A 15,870-nucleotide genomic window follows, 5' to 3' on the forward strand; every position below is an offset into this window, starting at 1 on the left:
TGATGTCTGCTGTCGTCCGCCGCCGCATGGAGTTGCCCGACCCGCTGAGCGCTGGGCTGGACGCGCTGGGGGTCCGCGCCGGCCCGCACGAGATCGAGCGCCTCAATGCCTATGTTGATCTGCTCATGCAGTGGAATCGAGCGCACCGCCTGACAGCGGACGCGCCGCGCGCTGGGTGGCTGGCGCGGCACGTTCTGGATAGCGCGGCAGCGCTGCGCTTCCTGCCGGCGGGCCGCGGCCCGTTACTGGATGCGGGCAGCGGCGGCGGCTTGCCGGGGCTGGTGCTGGCCTTGCTGCGGCCCGGCAGTAATTGGGTATTGCTCGATTCCTCGGCCCGCAAGGTAGCGTTTCTGCGCCATGCGCGAGCGCAATTGCGCCTGCGCAACGTCGAGGTCGTGCGCTCGCGCCTGGAGGACTATGATCCACAGTCGGCGCCGAACGCGCTGACCGCCCGCGGTCTGGCTCCGCTGCCACGCCTCGTGGAGTGGGCTTCGCACCTGCTGCGGCGAGGCGCCTGGCTGGTGGCCATGCTCGGCAGACGCCCGGCGGATGCGCAATTGCGTGCGCTCAAGACCGTGCAATGCCGCGTCCTGGAGCCGGTTTGCGTCCCCGGCCTGCAAGCTGCGCGTCATATCGCGGTGTTTGAGCATCGTGAAGACGCAGATGGGTCCGCGGGCGCAGGCATGCGGACACCCGCGTGAAGCGCTTTTTCGCCATCGCCAACCGCAAGGGCGGGGTGGGCAAGACCACCACCGCTATCAACCTGGCTGCCTGTCTGGCGCAGATGGGCCGCAAGGTGCTGCTTGTCGATCTCGATCCGCAGGCCAACGCCACGACCGGCTGCGGTGTGGACCGCGGCGAGCTCGGCGCAACGGTCCATGAGCTGCTGATGGGCAGGGCCGCGGCCTCCGGCGTCCGCCTGCGCGTCGCGTCCTCCGACTTCGATCTGCTGCCGGCAACCGCGGGGCTAACGGCTGCCGAAGTCGAGCTTTTGGCGCTTGAGAGCGGTCGCGAACTGCGCTTGCGCGACGCGCTTGCCGAGGTTGCGCCCGAGTACCAGGCCATCCTCTTCGATTGTCCTCCCAGCCTCAACATACTCACGCTCAATGCACTGGTCGCGGCGGAAGGCGTGCTGGTGCCCATACAGTGCGAGTATTTCGCCCTGGAGGGTCTCTCCTCGCTGGTCAGCCTTGTCGAGCAGGTTCGCGCGCGGTCGAACCCCGGCCTGGAGATAAGCGGCATAATCCGCACCATGTACGACGGTCGAAACCGCCTGTCCCTCGAGGTTTCCGCGCAATTGCAGAAGCACTTTCCCAACGAGCTTTTCCGCACCATCATTCCGCGCAATGTGCGGCTGGCCGAAGCGCCGGGATTCGGTGTTCCGGTCCTGCAGCATGACCGGCTGTCCCGCGGCGCGCTGGCCTATGCGGCGCTGGCCGGCGAATTGGTTCGCCGGGGGCTGAGCGAGTAAGGGGCCGCATGAGCGCGCCCAACCGCGGACTGGGGCGGGGGCTGGAGGCCCTGCTGGGGCCTAGCTCCGTAGCTGAAGCGGATGCCTATTCGCGCGAGCTGCAGGAACTGCCGCTGGAGCTCCTGCGGCCCGGTGAGTTTCAGCCGCGGCGCATGATCGACGCCCAGAGCATTGCCGAACTGGCGGCCTCCATACGCGCCCAGGGTCTGGTACAGCCGGTGCTGGTGCGCCCGCTGCACGCAGCCGGTGAATCAGGCGAGCGCTACGAGATCATTGCCGGCGAGCGTCGCTGGCGTGCTGCCCAGCATGCCGGTTTGGAGCGGATTCCGGTCGTGGTGCGTCAACTCACGGATCAGGAGGCGGCCATGGCGGCACTGGTCGAGAACGTCCAGCGTGAAGACCTGGGCGCGATTGAGTTGGCCGAGGCTCTGCGACGCATTATTGACTTGTCCGGCGAGACCCACAAGGAAGTCGCGCGTTCTATCGGCCTATCGCGGACTGCGGTGACCAACTATCTCAGGCTCCTGGAATTGGGCACTACGGCCCAGGCTCTGCTGGCCGAGCGCAGGCTGGAGATGGGCCATGCACGGGCTTTGCTTGCCGTGGATAACCCGGCTCGGCAGGCGGCGCTGGCGCGGCGCATTGCCGAGCGGAACCTGAGCGTTCGGGCGGTCGAACGCCTGGTGCGGGCCGAGGCGAATCCGTCCGGCCCCGAAAAGCCGCGCGACCCCAACGTGGCGCGCCTCGAACAGGACTTGAGCGAACGCTGGGGCGCGCCGGTGCGTATCCGCCACGGCGCTCGGGGCGGTCGCCTGGAAGTACGCTACAAGAATCTGGACGAGCTGCAGGGCCTTCTCGGCCGCCTCAAGTAGAACCCGGCTCCCTCGGGATTGCTTGCTGCGGAGCCTCCCGGCCCGCCGAAACGTCGGCAGCTTCCGGGCGGATTGCCGACATCGCGTTTTGCGTCAGGCGGGAGCTGCGAGCTGGCTTCGGGCCGCCGCCTGGTGGGCCAACAGAGCCAGAATCTCGAACATCATGCTGGCGCCCACATGCGCCGTGTTGGCCGACGGATCGTACTGCGGCGCCACTTCCACCACGTCGCCGCCCGCTATCGGCAGCCCCGCCAGGCCCCGAATCAGCATTTGCGCCTCCAGCGGCGTGAGCCCGCCGACTTCCGGTGTCCCGGTGCCCGGCGTGTATGCCGGGTCGATGCCGTCCACGTCCAGACTCACGTACACCGGCCCGCCCGCCACTTTCTCGCGGCATAGCGCAATCACGTCGGCCACGCCCAGCGCGTGAAATTCTTCCATGTGTATCACGGTCATGCCCGCGTCGTAGCTGAATGCCCAGGCGAGCTCGGCGCTGCCTCGAATCCCGATCTGCACGCATCGTTCCGGATCCAGCACTCCCGCCAGTACCGCCTGCCGGAACGGCCCGCCGTGATGAAATTTTTCGTCGTCGTAAGGGCCTGCAGTATCGCAGTGCGCATCGATATGCACCATCCCCAGCGGGGTGTCGGCGCCCAGCGCCTGCATGATGGGGAAGGTGATCGAATGGTCGCCACCTGCCGATACCGGAGCCAACCCCGCGGCAGCGATCCGGCGATAGAAGGCTTCGATGTCCTCGATACTGCGCTGCAGGCTGAAGCGCGAGCGGAACGGGACGTCGCCGATATCGGCGCACCGCAGCGCTTTGGCGGGGATCAGATTGTGGGTCGGATGGTAGGGCCCGACCCGTTCAATGGCGCGCAGCGCCCGCGGACCGAAGCGCGCCCCGGATCGATTGGTTACCCCTAGGTCCATGGGCACTCCGACCAGCACGGTGTCCAGGCCAGCCCAATCTTCGCTGTAAGGAAAGTCGAGGAGGGTCGGAAGGCCCGTGTAGGGCTTTTTCTGGTCCAGCCCGCTGTCGGCGGCTTGCTTGAGCGCTGGCCGAAACGGCACGTCCGCCTTCAGGTCGCCCTCGGGTTGCGCATAACGCTCGCGCAAACGCCGCAATTTCTCCGCATCCACAGTCCTATCCCGCGCATTGCGCCAGCCCAGGCCGGCTCTTGGCCCACCGAACGCGCTCCGAGGCGCGAGCGACACGCGCCGAAGCCGCCCGAGCTTGCGATTTACTGCGCTGCGGTGCTTGCCAGCGGCGAACTCGCCGCGCCAAGGTGTTCGGCGAAAAACCTCTCCAGCTCCGTGTAGAGCTCGATGCGGTTGGATTCGCCGCGGAAGCCGTGGCCCTCGTTGTTCTTCACCATCGACTTGTAGTCGATTTCGGTGCCGCGCAGCTTGCGCATCAAGGGCATGTACTGCGTGTCGTGCGGCACCCGCGGGTCCCGCTTGCCGTGCACCACGTAAAGCGGCACGGTTACCTTGTCCAGGTGGTTGATCGGGGAGGTGGCCAGCAGCCGTTCGCGATCCTTCCTGCGGTCGCCGATGGCGCGCTTGCCCCAGGCCTGGATGTAGTCGCCGTTGCGGAACCGGTTGTGGTAATCCAGCAGCGCCACGAGGTCCACAACGCCCACATAGTTCACGGCGCAGCGGTAGAGCTCGGGCGTCTTGGTGATGCCGGCCATGGTTGCGTAGCCGCCATAGCTTGCCCCATAGATGCAGATGCGGTCGGGATCGGCAATGCCCTCTTCGATCGCCCAGAGCACTCCGTCGGTGATGTCGTCCTGCATCTCCAGCCCCCACTTCTGCCAGGCGATGTCCAGGAAGCGCTGGCCGTAACCACCGGAGCCCCGGTAGTTGATCTGCATCACCGCATAGCCGCGGTTGGCGAGGAACTGGGTTTCGGTGTTGTAGCCCCAGTAATCGCGGATGCCGTACGGGCCGCCGTGCGGATTGATGATCAGCGGCAGGTTCTGCGCCTCGCCGCCCGCCGGCAGCGTCAGATAGCCGTGCATCTGTTCCCCGTCGCGGGCCTTGTAGCGGATGGGCGTCATCGGGCTCATGTCGTCGGGGTCGATCCAGCGCCGCGGCTGGGCGAAGAACTCGATCGCGCCGGCTGCCTTGTCGTAGAGGTAATAACTTCCGGGGTCGCGGTCATTGCCGGAAAAGATCAGCATGCGGTTCTCGTCCCTGCTCATGCTGATGATGCGGTTGACCTTGTCCGGGAACGCTCCGTCAATCGTGGCCTGCAGCGCGGCGAACTCGTCGTCGAGCATGGCGATTTCCGGTCGCTCGTACTGCCAGGAAACCCATAGCGGGCGCCGGTCCTTGGGCGACAGCGCAAGCCCAGGACCCAAGTCGGCGCGGCTGTCGGCCAGGATACTTTCTCCGAGCTGGCCGGACTCCGGGTCGAAGGAATAAAGCGCGGTAGTGTCGCGCCCCTCGTTGGTGGCCACGTAGAGCGACTTGCCGTCGGCGCCAAAGGCCAGCGGCAGGAACTGCGCGCCATCGAAATAGTGCGTGGCATGAACCACCTGCCACTCCGCTTCCGGCGTAGGCCGGTAGTAGGACAACTGGCGCAGTAGTTCGCCATCCTCCAGCGCCCGTCCGCGGCTGTCCGGATGCCCGACGGCAAAGCGCACATTGCCGTCCCAGTCGGTGATCCAAAACTGGATGTATCCGGGGTTGGTTTCCACGCGCGACATCCTGCCCGTATATACGTTCAGCCGGAACACGTCGGGATATGCCTTGTTGCGTTCGTTGTTGGTTACCAGGATGTGATCCGGATCGTGCCGAAGCCGATCCAGCAGGCGTGTGTTGGTGGGCAGCAGCACGATGCCCTTGCTGCCCTGCACCAGTTCTCGCTGCTTGGTGCCGTCGCGGTTTACTGCGTAGAGCGAAAACGACTCATTGCCGGCGTTGTCCATGCCGAAGATCAGGCGCTCGTCGTTGGCCCAGAAGAAAAACGCGATGTCTTTGTTGCTCCGGTCCCGACCGGTGCTTTTAAGGCCCGTCAGGCGCGCCGATTTCCGGTCCGAAAGACGCATGGAAAACAAGTTGCGCCGGCCTTCGTACGGGCCGATCGCCGCCATCCACTCGCCATTCGGCGAAAGCTGCAGCGACGCGAAGTCGGAATTCTTGAAGAAGTCGGCAACGGAATATTGCTTCGCAACATCCGCATGGGCCCCCGAGGAAAGCAGAGCGCCAGCGAAAACCACACCGCACAGGATCAAACGCTTCATGAACACCTCCGTATTCTTGTCGCGGCGGCGTGCTTGCGCCGCCCGCCGTTTTGTTCGGATTTTAGCGCTAAAACTGCAGGGGCAAGGCTACGGCCAATGCCTTCCGCGCAATGTTGCAAGCCATCCGATTCATGCAGGAGAGAGCTAGTGCCTAAGTAAAAAAAGAGCCGCCGACGCACGGGGCGCCGGCGGCTCGAAGTTTATGGCGGTTCGACCGGCGCCTGCGTAGCTGGCGCGGCCAATCCGCCGTGCCGATCAGAAGAAGTGGCGGTAGCTTACGTACGGCACCCGTCCGTCGAGGCTGTATAGGTCATACACAGCCGGCCTGGGCGATGCGAAGCTGTCAACCTCCGGGTCTTCATCCGTGACGTTCAGCACGCCCAACGTAACGCGGCCGTCCCACGGCGTGGTCCAGCGATAGACCAGGTCGTATTCCGTGTGCGAAGGAGCCGAAAAGCCGGCTTCCGGCCGCACATAGCCGGCGATGTGCCGCGCATAAACCGACACCGTATGATCGGTGTAGTTCCAGCGCAGCAGACCTGTGGCCTGGTACTTGGGCCTGGCGCCATCGCCGATTCCCTCACCCAGGCTGGAACTCCAATCCGTGGCGGTGCGGGAGCGACTTTGGTAGCGCAGCAGCCGGACGCCGAACAGGCTGAATGTGAAATCGCCGGCCGTAGCCGTTTCGAGATCGTAGCGGAGCTGTACGTTCAAGCCGCCGATTTCCTGCCGGAAGGTGTTGCCCCAACCAGCCTCGGCTTCGATCAGTGCGCCCGTATTCGGATCGCGTTTGAGCACGTTGCCCGGCGAGCACTCGATGATTTCCGCCAATATCCCGGTATCAATCGTGTTTTCCGTGCGTCCCGTGTTCTCGCACTGACCCAGCAATTCCGACTCGATCAGGCCCTGCAGGCTGGCCAAACCGATGCCGTCTTCGATATTGCGGTTCCAGTAATCCACTGAAGCGGCGAACGGCTCCCAGTCCACGACGAAGCCGACGTTGTAGCTGTCGGACAGCTCCGGCGCCAGCAAGGGGTTGCCGCCGGTGAACGTGGGGTACTGTTCCTCGACGCAATCCGCGGCCGAAACGCCGGAACGCTGACATTGCACGAGATCGGTGCCGCCTTCGGCGGAAAACGACCGCGCTCCATACAGGTTGTTCATGTTGGCCGCCCGGAAGCCCTCGCCCCAGGAAGCGCGCAGCAGCAGCCAGTCGGTGGGCTGATAGCGCGCCGAGAGATAGAGGCTGGTTTCGTCGCCGGCGGAGTCGTCATACGAGTCGTAGCGCGCCGCAGCACTTAATTCCAGGTTGCTCAGCACCGGGATGTAGGCTTCGGCGAAGCCCGCTTTTACCACTCTCTCGCCTTCGCCGCTGTTGCCGGCGCTGCCGATCAGGTCGCCGCCGGCGCTCAAGGGATCGTAGATGTCGTAGAACTCCTCGTCGAAGTAGTCGAAGCCGAAGGCCCAGCCCACCGGGCCGGCCGGAGCCTCGAACATATCGAAGCTCACGTGGCCGCTATAGCTGCGGAAATCGGCCCGTATATCGCGGGTGGCGTTCGCCGTTATTGCCCCATACGCGCTGGCATTGGCGGGACTCAAGGGGTCGAACGGGTTGTAGAGACCCTGCGATACATATTGGGACGTGGTGAACGACTTGGCATAACAGCAACTGTCCTCGCGACCGTCGTAGCGCGTATGCCGAACCTCCAGCTCGTAATCGAACATCCCCACCGTGCCGTAGGACAGGACGGCATTCTCGAACAAGGTGTTGGTGGATTGGAAGTCGCGGTTGCCCAAGCCCACAAAGCGATGGCCCAGGAAATACGGCAGTAGCTCGGGGTAGGGGATGTCGTAGTCGAATCCCTGCTTAAGCCCCTCGGCTGCATCCGCAGGAACGCGGAAAAATCCTACCGCGGGTGCGTAGCGTCCATGGTTGTCCACGGTGCTGAACATCGACTGCAGGCGCACAGCATGGTCCGGAGTGATTTCGTAATCCGCATGCAGGAACGCACTGGTGCGCTTGAGGTCCGCCGTCTCCCAGGCGAATGCGGTGTAGTCGAATCCGCATCGCTCCTGGCCGTTGCGGGCGATATATGGTCCCGCTAGCAAGCGCTCGCCGGTTTCCGGATTCACCACCTGCTCACAGTTCGACGGTGCCTTGTAATCGGGCCAGATGGTATTGCCCCAGGAACTCACGTTATCGGTGTTCTCCCAAGCGTACCAGGTGGCTTCGAAAGGTGCGTTGGGGTAGTCGGTAGGACCGGCATCGTAGCCCGGATTGCCTGCGGAGTAGAAGCGGTCCGCCGAAGCGATATGCCCCTTGTTGCGGAAGTCCGCAGTGAACAGGAAGCGGCCGCGATTGGTGTTGCCGCCCAGCGTGATCACGCCGGCGTCCGAATCGGCGCCCTCGCGCGTCGGCCGCTGCAGCGAAGTTCCCACTTCCAGGCCTTCGAAGTCCTTGCGGAGGATGACGTTGATTACGCCGCCGATGGCGTCCGAGCCGTACAGCGCGGACGCGCTGTCGGCAAGGATTTCGATGCGCTCCACTGCCGATAGCGGAATGATATTGAGGTCGTTGGCCTGGTTGGCCGTTACCGGAGAGCGTGGCGCCCGGCGGCCGTCCAGCAGCACAAGAGTGCGCGTCGAACCAATGCCGAACAGGTCGATAGTCGCCTGTCCGAGGAACGAGTTGCCTGACACTTCCCGCGACGAGCCGAATGTATTGGCAGGGCTGTTGCGAAGCACATCGGCTACCGAAGCCTGCCCGCTCAACTCGATTTCCTCGCGGGTGATGACCACCACCGGCCGCGCTTCCTCAAGGTCCATGCGCTTGATGCGCGAGCCGGTCACTACCTGTTGGCCAAGCTCCACCGCGTCTTCGTCGGCGCCCTCCTCTTGCGCCATGGCCATCGGCGCAACGGCCAAGGCGGATATAGCGCCGGTGTAAAGCACCGACCGCACTGCCCCTTCCAGGGCCCAATTCTCGGATTTCATCTTTATCCCCTCAATGGTTATCGAAGCGAGCGCATGAGCTGTTCGGCCCGCGTATCGTTAGTTGGTTCGGCTACGGCAAGAGCAATGAACTCCCTCGCCGCGCTTTCGCTTAGGCGAATTTTACCGCAATTTAGTGCGCAGCGTAACGCGCATGTACCGGTTCACGACATATGGGACTGAGCGTGTTCGGCTGTCCTGTATTTTCGAAGGTATTGCATTGGTGTGAGCAAGTCCAGGGCGTAGTGAGGTCGGACATGGTTGTAGAAGTGCTGGTATTGTGCCAAGGCGGGTGCGGCGTCCTTGACGGTGAGTTGTCCGCTGTAGAGGTTCCAGAACTCGGTTTTTGAGCTGTCGTTGGCGCGTTCGACGACGCCGTTGAGCTGGGGGCTTTTGGGTGGCAGTACGGCGAGGGGGATTTGGAGCGTCTGGCAGGCGTCTTCGAACTCGGCGCGGAACTCGGCGCCGCCATCGACTTGCAGGGATTGCAGCGGACAGGGCAGTTCGTTTCGGACTGCTTGCAAGAAGCGCCGGGCGTTGTTGGCGGTAGCCCGGGAATACACGCGCACGACCAGTTGTTTGCTGACCGGGCAGACGGCCTTGAACTCTTTGAGCGTATCGCCGTCGCGCGACACACTCATGTGATCGATCTGCACCCACTCGCCGGGCTGAGCGGCCTTCACGCCGGGACGCCAGCGCTGGGCGTGTCCGTTGGCGAAGTTGCGCCTTCGCTTGGCCGTCACCCGCCCGCGGCAGAACGCGCACGGCGTGATCCGGCGCAGGCATACGCCCTTGACGAGGATCCGTCCAATGGTCGATTCCGACAGGAGGATTCCTTCGCGATCCAGCATCACCTTAAGGCGCCGCTTGCCCATGAACGGATAGTGCTTGCGCATCCGCCATACGGCCCATTCCTGGGCCCGCGTCCAGCGCGCGGGATGGGTGCGTCTCGGGCGGCGGCTTTTGGCTGCCAGCCCCTTCACGCCTTGAGAACGGTAGCGCGCCTGCCAGCGGTAATAGGTGGATCGGGACCAGCCGACCGCGCGCAGAGCCGCGGCCTCGCCGCACCCCTCTGCGCGTAACTCCCGATAGGTCTCGATCTTGCGTAAGCGCTCAAATGCATCGCCCGGCGTGGTATCGTCCATGCGCACACGTTTCATCCCCAGGGACTTGATTTGCATGGTTCGGCTCCTTTTTGTTTGTTCGAAAAACAAAGGCTAACCGAACCCGCGCCCCGGCGAGCGCCGGGGCGCACCTCTTTTCCTTGCGTCGCTACGCTCCCTGCGGAAAAGAGCTGCGCCGTTCCCGCCCCATCAGAGCAGAAACCACCCCTCCATCACTTCGGCACCAGTCCCACATGTGTCTGAACCCGGACAGCGCATCCTTGTCCAATGAGACGTGAGCCTGAACGGGGGCTGTAAATCCAACGGGAGATGAGCCTGTAGTCGTGCGTTGGGATCATCGGAGGATGATCGTGACGTTACAGGTCGAACGGGTTCGGAGTCTGGAAGAGGTTCGGGCCTTGGTGGAGGGCATCGAGGCGGTGGATTTTGCCGTCTCGGATCGTGCGGGGATTTACACTTTGGTTCGGCGCACGCTGGTGCGCTTTGTCACTGCCGAAGTAATACTCCCCATTTCTGCCGAAGTAAAAATCCCCAGTTGCTGATTATGCGGGTTGGGTTGCCTCGGCAACTCAACCCGCAGAGCATGGAGCGTTTTCAGCAACGAGGGCGACGCTTTGGTACGAAGTGGGGAGTTGTTCATGATTCATCAGTTGCGTGAAGAGGGTCTGTCGATCTCGGCGATTGCCCGGCGCGGGTATGAACCGCAAGACGGTTCGCAAGTATCTCCAGGTGGGTTTGCAGGCGCCCTCGTATGGGCCGCGGGCGCAGTTGCTGGATCCGTATCGATCGTATGTGCGCGAGCGCGTGACGGCGTATCCGGGTCTGCGCGCCACCCGCCTATTGCGGGAGATTCGGACGTTGGGCTATCCGGGCGGCTATTCCCAACTGACCGCCTACGTCCGGACGATCCGCCCGCTGGCGCCGCCGGGTTTTGAACATCGCTTCGAGACCGCGCCGGGCGAGCAGGCGCAAGTGGAGTGCCCCCGGTTTGCTGGATACTTCCGTGCTCTGTTTGGAGCATAGGAGGAAGTGCTATCAGCAGGGAACGATACAGCGCCCAAAAGCACACCACAATTACTTCCGGCACGCCCCAAGCTTGATGGACCGGCAATACAAAGCCCCGTCGCGAAAATCGCGAGTGGTGCGCGCAGGTCTCTCGATTCCAAATCGGTAAGGGTCTACGCGAGGCAGAATAGAGCGCCCGCCGGATTGATCAGGTCATGCAAGTCGCGCCGGATGCTGTTGCTTCAATGGCTGCGAACGCAGGGCAATCGCACTAATCGGTAACGGCGCGCACATTCACCTCAACAAGCAGCCCGGGGTATGCCAGGGCGGACACGCCGATCACCATCGAGGCGGGTTTGTGGCCGGCGGGGAAGAAGTCGCGTACATCTTGATAGACCGGGTTCGGATCCACGTTTTCGAGGTCCACGATGTAGATCTGAATCTCCACCACGTCTTCGCGCCGAGCGCCGGCCGCCTTGAGCGCCCGATCGATGTTGGCGAAGGTGAGGCGGGATTGCTCGGCCAGGCTTTCGGGGAAGCTGTGATCCGGGTGGATGCCGGCCTTGCCGCCGAGGTAGATGAAGCGCCCGGGGTTTTTCGCGATCACCACTTGCGCGTAGCCGTCGGGCTGCGAGAGCCCCTCCGGGTTGAAGCGTTCGATTTCGGTGGCACTCGCAGCCGGGAGGGCGAAAACCAGCCCCGCGAGGGGCAGCGTTCTGCTGTTGTAGGGCATCGTTAATTCTCCTTTCCGTCCGGCCTGGAACAGGCTCATGGGCTTCGAGGAGCGCGATTATATATGAAGTGTTAATTCATATATACATGTAATTATGTAGTTCACACTCACAAAAAATGCTATTGTTGGGCCCATGTTTTCGCGCCGGCTCAATCTGCCGCCTGCGGGCCAGGAGAGCTTCTTTCTCTGGGGCCCGCGCCAGACGGGTAAAACCACGCTGCTTCGGCAGCGCTATCCCGAGGCGCGCTGGATTGATCTTCTGAAGGCGGACGAGTTTCGGCGCTACCTGGCTCACCCGGAGTATCTGCGCCAGGAAACGGAACCGCGGGGCGCAGCGCCGCCAAATCCGGTCCAGCAGGTCGTCATCGACGAAGTGCAGAAGGTCCCGGCGCTGCTCGACGAAGTGCATTGGCTGATCGAGAACCGGAGATTATGTTTTGCGCTATGCGGTTCCAGCGCCCGCAAAGTGCGCAGGGGGGCGGCCAATCTTCTTGGTGGGCGGGCCGCGCGCTACCGCTTGCAGGGGCTAACGGCGGGCGAACTGGGCGCCGAATTCGACCTGACTCGCCTGCTCAACAATGGGTATCTGCCGCGCATCTACGAGGCCGCCCGCCCAGGCCGCCTGCTGGATGCCTATGTGGGCGACTATCTCAAGGAGGAAATTGCCGCGGAAGGGTTTGCGCGCAACCTGCCAGCCTTTTCGGCCTTTCTGGACGCCGCGGCCTTGAGCGATACGCAGCCGGTGAATTATTCCAATGTAGCGCGCGATTGCGGGGTTTCGGGCCACACGGTGCGCGGCTACTTCGAAATTCTTGAGGACACTCTGCTGATTTACGCGCTGCCCTCATTCCGCAAGCGCGCAAAGCGCCGGGTTGCGGCGGCGCCCAAGTACTACTTTGCGGATGTTGGCGTGGTGAACCGGCTGGCTCGCCGCGGATTCCTGCATCCTGGCGGGGAGTTGTTCGGCAAGGCCCTGGAAAACTGGGTACACCACGAGTTGCGCGCGTATTCCGAGTACTCCGAGAGCAACGAAAAGCTCGCCTATTGGCGTACCGCCGGCGGTGTGGAAGTGGACTTCGTGGTGGGCGACATGCGGGTTGCGGTAGAGGTCAAGGGCAGCGCGCGTATTTCGCGCCGCCACCTCAGTGGACTGCGCGCCCTTTATCGCGATCACCCGGAGGCGCTGCGACGGGTGTTGGTGTGCCTGGAGCCCAAGCGGCGGGTAACGGAGGACGGTATCGAAGTTCTGCCCGCGGATGACTTCGCGCGTCTGCTCTGGGACGGCGCCCTGATTCCGGGTAACCCATAGCCCGTGAGTGGGGGTTGTCCTTGGCGACTTGAGGGATCAGGCGGAATGCTTGCGAGCACTATAATTTCGGCATCGCGAAGGCTCTATTCCATGATGCTCGCCTTTACCAAGATGCAGGCCGCCGGCAACGACTTCATGGTCGTTATGGGCCATTCCCTGCAGGCGCCGGAGAGCGGGCAGGTGCGGGCCTGGGCCGACCGGCGCAGGGGTGTGGGCTTCGACCAGTTGCTGTGGGTCGATGAACCCGAAGGCGGCGGTTCGGTGCGCTACCGCGTTTTCAATGCCGACGGAGGCGAGGCGGAGCAATGCGGAAACGGCGCTCTATGCATCGCGGCCTTGGTGGCGGAGCGCCGACCCGACGACGGCGACATCAGGCTGCAGTCGCCGGGCGGCGAGGTGCGGGCCCGCATGGTTGGCAACGGCGCCGTGAGCTGTTCGCTGGGCCGTCCGGAATGGCGCCCCGAATGCGTGCCTTTTGAGGCCGGCCGCGCGGATCTGTCGTATGCATTGGAGGTTGAGGGCAGAGATTGGCAGTTGGAGGTGCTGGCTCTGGGCAACCCCCACGCGGTGCTGCCGGTGGCGGATGTCGAAAGCGCGGACGTGGAGGCGCTGGGGGCGCGCATATCCGCGCATGAGCGCTTCCCCCGCGGCTGCAATGTGGGATTTGCCCAAACCCTTGACGACCAACGCCTGAAGCTGAGGGTTTACGAGCGCGGCGTTGGCGAAACGCCGGCTTGCGGCACCGGCGCCTGCGCCGCCGCGGTGGCGGGAATGCGCCGTGGGCGGGTGCGCTCGCCGGTGCAAGTGGAAATGGCCGGTGGTTGTCTGGGCGTGGAATGGGCCGGCGGCGAGGCAGTGGCCTGGCTCACCGGACATATCGACAGCGTGTTTGAAGGGCGTCTGCGCGTATGAGGTCCCGCAGTTCAGACAGCCCTGCTTCCGCAACCACGCTCACATCCGGCGAAGTGGCGGGCTACCTGCGCCAGAATCCGGATTTCTTCGAGCTGCACCCCGAGCTGCTGCTCAATTTGCGCGTTCCGCACAGAGGCGGGCCGGGTGCTGTATCGCTGGTGGAGCGGCAGCTTGAAGTGCTGCGCCAACGTAATAAGGAATTACGCCACGCGCTTGACGAGTACATCGCCAATGGCCGTTCCAGCGATGAACTGGCCCAGAGGCTGAACCGTCTGGTCACGAAGCTTCTGGCCTGCACCGATCCGGGCGACAGGCTGCGCGGCTTGCCCACGCAACTGCGCGAGACATTTGCGCTGGACTTCTTGCGTTTGCTGCTATTTGACGCGGACCCCCAGCGGTGCGCCGGCGCGGCAGACCTTTCGGCGACTCCGCGCGCAGACCTGATGGCCGTCGGTCTGAGCGGCGTGCTCAAGGGCGACACACCCCGCTGCGGTCAGTTCAGCGAAGAGCAGCGCGCGTTCCTGTTTGGGAACTGCGCCGGGGAGGTGGCCTCCGTGGCCTTGGCGCCCCTCGGCAAGCGCGGCAAGCTGGGCTTGCTGGCGCTCGGCAGTCGCGACCCCAACTATTACCACCGCGGCAAGAGCACGGAATTTCTCGGTCGCGTGAGCGCCATCGTGGCGGCGGCGATAAGTCCGGATTCCAGTTGATGCACGCCGAATCCGAGCGCCAGGTGAACGCCTTTCTGCGCCATATTCGGCTTGAGCGGGGGCTGTCCCGGCACACGGTGAGCGCATATCGCCGCGACCTGGCGGCGCTGCGCGATTACTGCATCAAGCGCGAGCTGCAGTCATGGGCGTCGTTGACCGCCAGCGACCTCCGGCGCTTTGCCGCCGGGGCGCACCGCAGCGGTCTGGCGCCGCGCACCGTGCAGAGGCGGCTGGCCGGCGCTCGCAGTTTCTTCGATTTCCTGGAGCGGGAAGGCCAGTTGGCCCACAACCCGGCGCACGGCGTTCGCGCGCCCCGCCCGCCCCGCGACCTTCCGCAAACGCTGGACCTGGACCAGGTGGCGCGTCTGCTGGATATTCCCGAACGGGACGCGGCGGCCTGTCGCGACCGCGCCATGCTGGAACTGATCTATTCGGCCGGTTTGCGGCTGGCCGAACTGACCGCCCTGAACCTCGGCGAAATCGACTTGCGCGAGGGTCTGGTGCGCGTAACCGGCAAGGGGCGCAAGACCCGCATCCTGCCGGTGGGCCGCAAGGCGATCACAGCGCTGCAGCGCTGGCTGCGGCGCCGGGCGGAACTGGCCGCGCCGGAAGAATCAGCGCTCTTCGTGGGCATGCGGGGCCGCAGAATCGCGCCCAGCACCGTGCAGGCCAGGACCGCCCACTGGGCCAAGCGCGCCGGCCTTCCGGGGCACGTGCACCCACACATGCTGCGGCACAGCTTCGCCACCCACATGCTCGAGTCTTCCGGCGATCTGCGCGCTGTGCAGGAGCTGTTGGGACACGCCGACATTTCCACCACGCAGGTTTATACCCACCTGGACTTTCAGCACTTGGCCGAAGTCTATGATCGCGCTCACCCGCGAGCGCGGCGCAAGAAGGAGTCTGCCGCATGAAACCCGCGCTCCGCACAACACCGACAGTCGCGCCGGGCAGGCTGCGCGCCACCACCATTCTTTGCGTGCGCAAGGGGAATACGGTAGCCATGGGCGGTGACGGACAGGTGAGCCTCGGCGATACGGTTCTGAAGGGCAACGCGCGCAAGGTCCGGCGTGTGGCGGGCGGCAAGGTGCTGGCGGGTTTCGCGGGCGGGACCGCCGATGCCTTTACCCTTTTCGAGCTGTTCGAGACCAAGCTCGACCAATACGGCAACCTCACGCGCGCCGCGGTGGAACTGGCGAAGGACTGGCGCAGCGACCGGCGTTTGCGACGCCTCGAAGCCATGCTCTGCGTGGCCGACAAGGCCACGACCTTGCTCGTGTCCGGCTCCGGCGATGTGGTGGAACCGGAGGGCGGCGCGCTGGCGCTGGGCTCGGGCGGCGGATACGCTCGCGCAGCGGCGCAGGCGCTGCTGGCGGAGAGCGAGCTCGGCGCCGCCGAGGTGGTGCGCCGGTCTCTGGAAATCGCTGCGGAAATCTGCGTATATACCAATACGCACATCGTGATCGACACGCTCGAAAGCAGCGCATCCTGATTA

The 15,870-nt window shown here is 64.2% G+C and carries 15 protein-coding genes; 10 read left to right on the forward strand and 5 right to left on the reverse strand.

Features of this window, described 5'->3' with window-relative positions; all coding sequences use genetic code 11:
• Positions 1-2 precede the first annotated feature (2 nt).
• From rsmG to ACWCOO_RS00985, 3 genes are read left to right on the forward strand one after another with little or no spacing between them, the layout of a single operon-like run.
• The gene (rsmG, locus tag ACWCOO_RS00975; RefSeq protein WP_446831114.1) at positions 3-701 is read left to right on the forward strand and encodes a 16S rRNA (guanine(527)-N(7))-methyltransferase RsmG; all 699 of its coding nucleotides are present in this window, start codon (positions 3-5) and stop codon (positions 699-701) included.
• Entirely contained in the window at positions 698-1,471 is a 774-nt protein-coding gene (locus tag ACWCOO_RS00980) for a ParA family protein (protein WP_446831115.1), read from the forward strand. Before rsmG ends, ACWCOO_RS00980 begins: the two co-directional genes overlap by 4 nt.
• A gap of 8 nt (positions 1,472-1,479) precedes the next feature.
• Positions 1,480-2,343 carry a ParB/RepB/Spo0J family partition protein gene (locus ACWCOO_RS00985; protein WP_446831116.1) on the forward strand — a complete coding sequence of 288 codons (864 nt, stop codon included), beginning with the start codon at positions 1,480-1,482 and terminating at the stop codon, positions 2,341-2,343.
• Positions 2,344-2,436: 93 nt separating this feature from the next.
• On the opposite strand, the gene speB is transcribed toward ACWCOO_RS00985, so the two are convergent.
• The 4 genes from speB to ACWCOO_RS01005 all read right to left on the reverse strand — a co-directional run bounded on the left by speB (position 2,437) and on the right by ACWCOO_RS01005 (position 9,766).
• On the reverse strand, positions 2,437-3,483 hold the full coding sequence (gene speB, locus ACWCOO_RS00990) for an agmatinase (RefSeq protein WP_446831117.1): 1,047 nt from the start codon (positions 3,481-3,483) through the stop codon (positions 2,437-2,439).
• 101 nt (positions 3,484-3,584) lie between these two features.
• The gene (locus tag ACWCOO_RS00995; protein ID WP_446831118.1) at positions 3,585-5,594 is read right to left on the reverse strand and encodes a prolyl oligopeptidase family serine peptidase; all 2,010 of its coding nucleotides are present in this window, start codon (positions 5,592-5,594) and stop codon (positions 3,585-3,587) included.
• Between the two features lie 255 nt (positions 5,595-5,849).
• Entirely contained in the window at positions 5,850-8,588 is a 2,739-nt protein-coding gene (locus ACWCOO_RS01000) for a TonB-dependent receptor plug domain-containing protein (protein WP_446831119.1), read from the reverse strand.
• Between the two features lie 161 nt (positions 8,589-8,749).
• On the reverse strand, positions 8,750-9,766 hold the full coding sequence (locus ACWCOO_RS01005) for a helix-turn-helix domain-containing protein (protein ID WP_446830049.1): 1,017 nt from the start codon (positions 9,764-9,766) through the stop codon (positions 8,750-8,752).
• A gap of 287 nt (positions 9,767-10,053) precedes the next feature.
• On the opposite strand from ACWCOO_RS01005, the gene ACWCOO_RS01010 reads away from it, so the two are divergent.
• A complete protein-coding gene (locus ACWCOO_RS01010) occupies positions 10,054-10,251 on the forward strand; it encodes a hypothetical protein (protein WP_446831120.1) in 198 nt (65 codons plus the stop codon).
• 154 nt (positions 10,252-10,405) lie between these two features.
• Positions 10,406-10,732, forward strand: coding sequence for a hypothetical protein (locus ACWCOO_RS01015; protein WP_446831121.1), 327 nt, complete (start codon positions 10,406-10,408; stop codon positions 10,730-10,732).
• Positions 10,733-10,985: 253 nt separating this feature from the next.
• Here ACWCOO_RS01015 and ACWCOO_RS01020 read toward each other — a convergent pair whose 3' ends face one another.
• Complete coding sequence (locus ACWCOO_RS01020) at positions 10,986-11,447, reverse strand: RidA family protein (RefSeq protein WP_446831122.1); 462 nt, start codon at positions 11,445-11,447, stop codon at positions 10,986-10,988.
• Positions 11,448-11,580: 133 nt separating this feature from the next.
• Here ACWCOO_RS01020 and ACWCOO_RS01025 point away from each other — a divergent pair, with 133 nt between their 5' ends.
• The 5 genes from ACWCOO_RS01025 to hslV are packed head-to-tail and all read left to right on the forward strand — an operon-like array spanning position 11,581 to position 15,867.
• Positions 11,581-12,756, forward strand: coding sequence for an ATP-binding protein (locus ACWCOO_RS01025; protein WP_446831123.1), 1,176 nt, complete (start codon positions 11,581-11,583; stop codon positions 12,754-12,756).
• Positions 12,757-12,801: 45 nt separating this feature from the next.
• Positions 12,802-13,668 (forward strand): diaminopimelate epimerase, encoded by an 867-nt coding sequence (gene dapF, locus ACWCOO_RS01030; RefSeq protein WP_446831124.1) that lies wholly within the window; start codon positions 12,802-12,804, stop codon positions 13,666-13,668.
• Positions 13,665-14,375 (forward strand): DUF484 family protein, encoded by a 711-nt coding sequence (locus tag ACWCOO_RS01035; RefSeq protein WP_446831125.1) that lies wholly within the window; start codon positions 13,665-13,667, stop codon positions 14,373-14,375. The genes dapF and ACWCOO_RS01035 overlap by 4 nt, the downstream gene beginning before the upstream one ends.
• The gene (gene xerC, locus ACWCOO_RS01040; RefSeq protein ID WP_446831126.1) at positions 14,375-15,289 is read left to right on the forward strand and encodes a tyrosine recombinase XerC; all 915 of its coding nucleotides are present in this window, start codon (positions 14,375-14,377) and stop codon (positions 15,287-15,289) included. Before ACWCOO_RS01035 ends, xerC begins: the two co-directional genes overlap by 1 nt.
• A complete protein-coding gene (hslV, locus tag ACWCOO_RS01045) occupies positions 15,286-15,867 on the forward strand; it encodes an ATP-dependent protease subunit HslV (protein WP_446831127.1) in 582 nt (193 codons plus the stop codon). The genes xerC and hslV overlap by 4 nt, the downstream gene beginning before the upstream one ends.
• Positions 15,868-15,870: the final 3 nt, after the last annotated feature.

The organism is Candidatus Foliamicus sp., assembly GCF_965221325.1.
In the GTDB taxonomy this organism is placed as follows: domain Bacteria; phylum Pseudomonadota; class Gammaproteobacteria; order Steroidobacterales; family Foliamicaceae; genus Foliamicus.

Excerpts from the sequence above, each read along its gene's own strand:
- ACWCOO_RS00995 (WP_446831118.1), bottom strand. The coding sequence starts at position 5,594 with ATGAAGCGTTTGATCCTGTGCGGTGTGGTTTTCGCTGGCGCTCTGCTT.
- rsmG (WP_446831114.1), top strand. The coding sequence starts at position 3 with ATGTCTGCTGTCGTCCGCCGCCGCATGGAGTTGCCCGACCCGCTGAGC.
- ACWCOO_RS01020 (WP_446831122.1), bottom strand. The coding sequence starts at position 11,447 with ATGCCCTACAACAGCAGAACGCTGCCCCTCGCGGGGCTGGTTTTCGCC.
- dapF (WP_446831124.1), top strand. The coding sequence starts at position 12,802 with ATGCTTGCGAGCACTATAATTTCGGCATCGCGAAGGCTCTATTCCATG.
- xerC (WP_446831126.1), top strand. The coding sequence starts at position 14,375 with ATGCACGCCGAATCCGAGCGCCAGGTGAACGCCTTTCTGCGCCATATT.
- ACWCOO_RS01015 (WP_446831121.1), top strand. The coding sequence starts at position 10,406 with ATGAACCGCAAGACGGTTCGCAAGTATCTCCAGGTGGGTTTGCAGGCG.
- ACWCOO_RS01000 (WP_446831119.1), bottom strand. The coding sequence starts at position 8,588 with ATGAAATCCGAGAATTGGGCCCTGGAAGGGGCAGTGCGGTCGGTGCTT.
- hslV (WP_446831127.1), top strand. The coding sequence starts at position 15,286 with ATGAAACCCGCGCTCCGCACAACACCGACAGTCGCGCCGGGCAGGCTG.
- ACWCOO_RS01005 (WP_446830049.1), bottom strand. The coding sequence starts at position 9,766 with ATGCAAATCAAGTCCCTGGGGATGAAACGTGTGCGCATGGACGATACC.
- ACWCOO_RS01025 (WP_446831123.1), top strand. The coding sequence starts at position 11,581 with ATGTTTTCGCGCCGGCTCAATCTGCCGCCTGCGGGCCAGGAGAGCTTC.
- ACWCOO_RS01035 (WP_446831125.1), top strand. The coding sequence starts at position 13,665 with ATGAGGTCCCGCAGTTCAGACAGCCCTGCTTCCGCAACCACGCTCACA.
- ACWCOO_RS01010 (WP_446831120.1), top strand. The coding sequence starts at position 10,054 with ATGATCGTGACGTTACAGGTCGAACGGGTTCGGAGTCTGGAAGAGGTT.
- ACWCOO_RS00985 (WP_446831116.1), top strand. The coding sequence starts at position 1,480 with ATGAGCGCGCCCAACCGCGGACTGGGGCGGGGGCTGGAGGCCCTGCTG.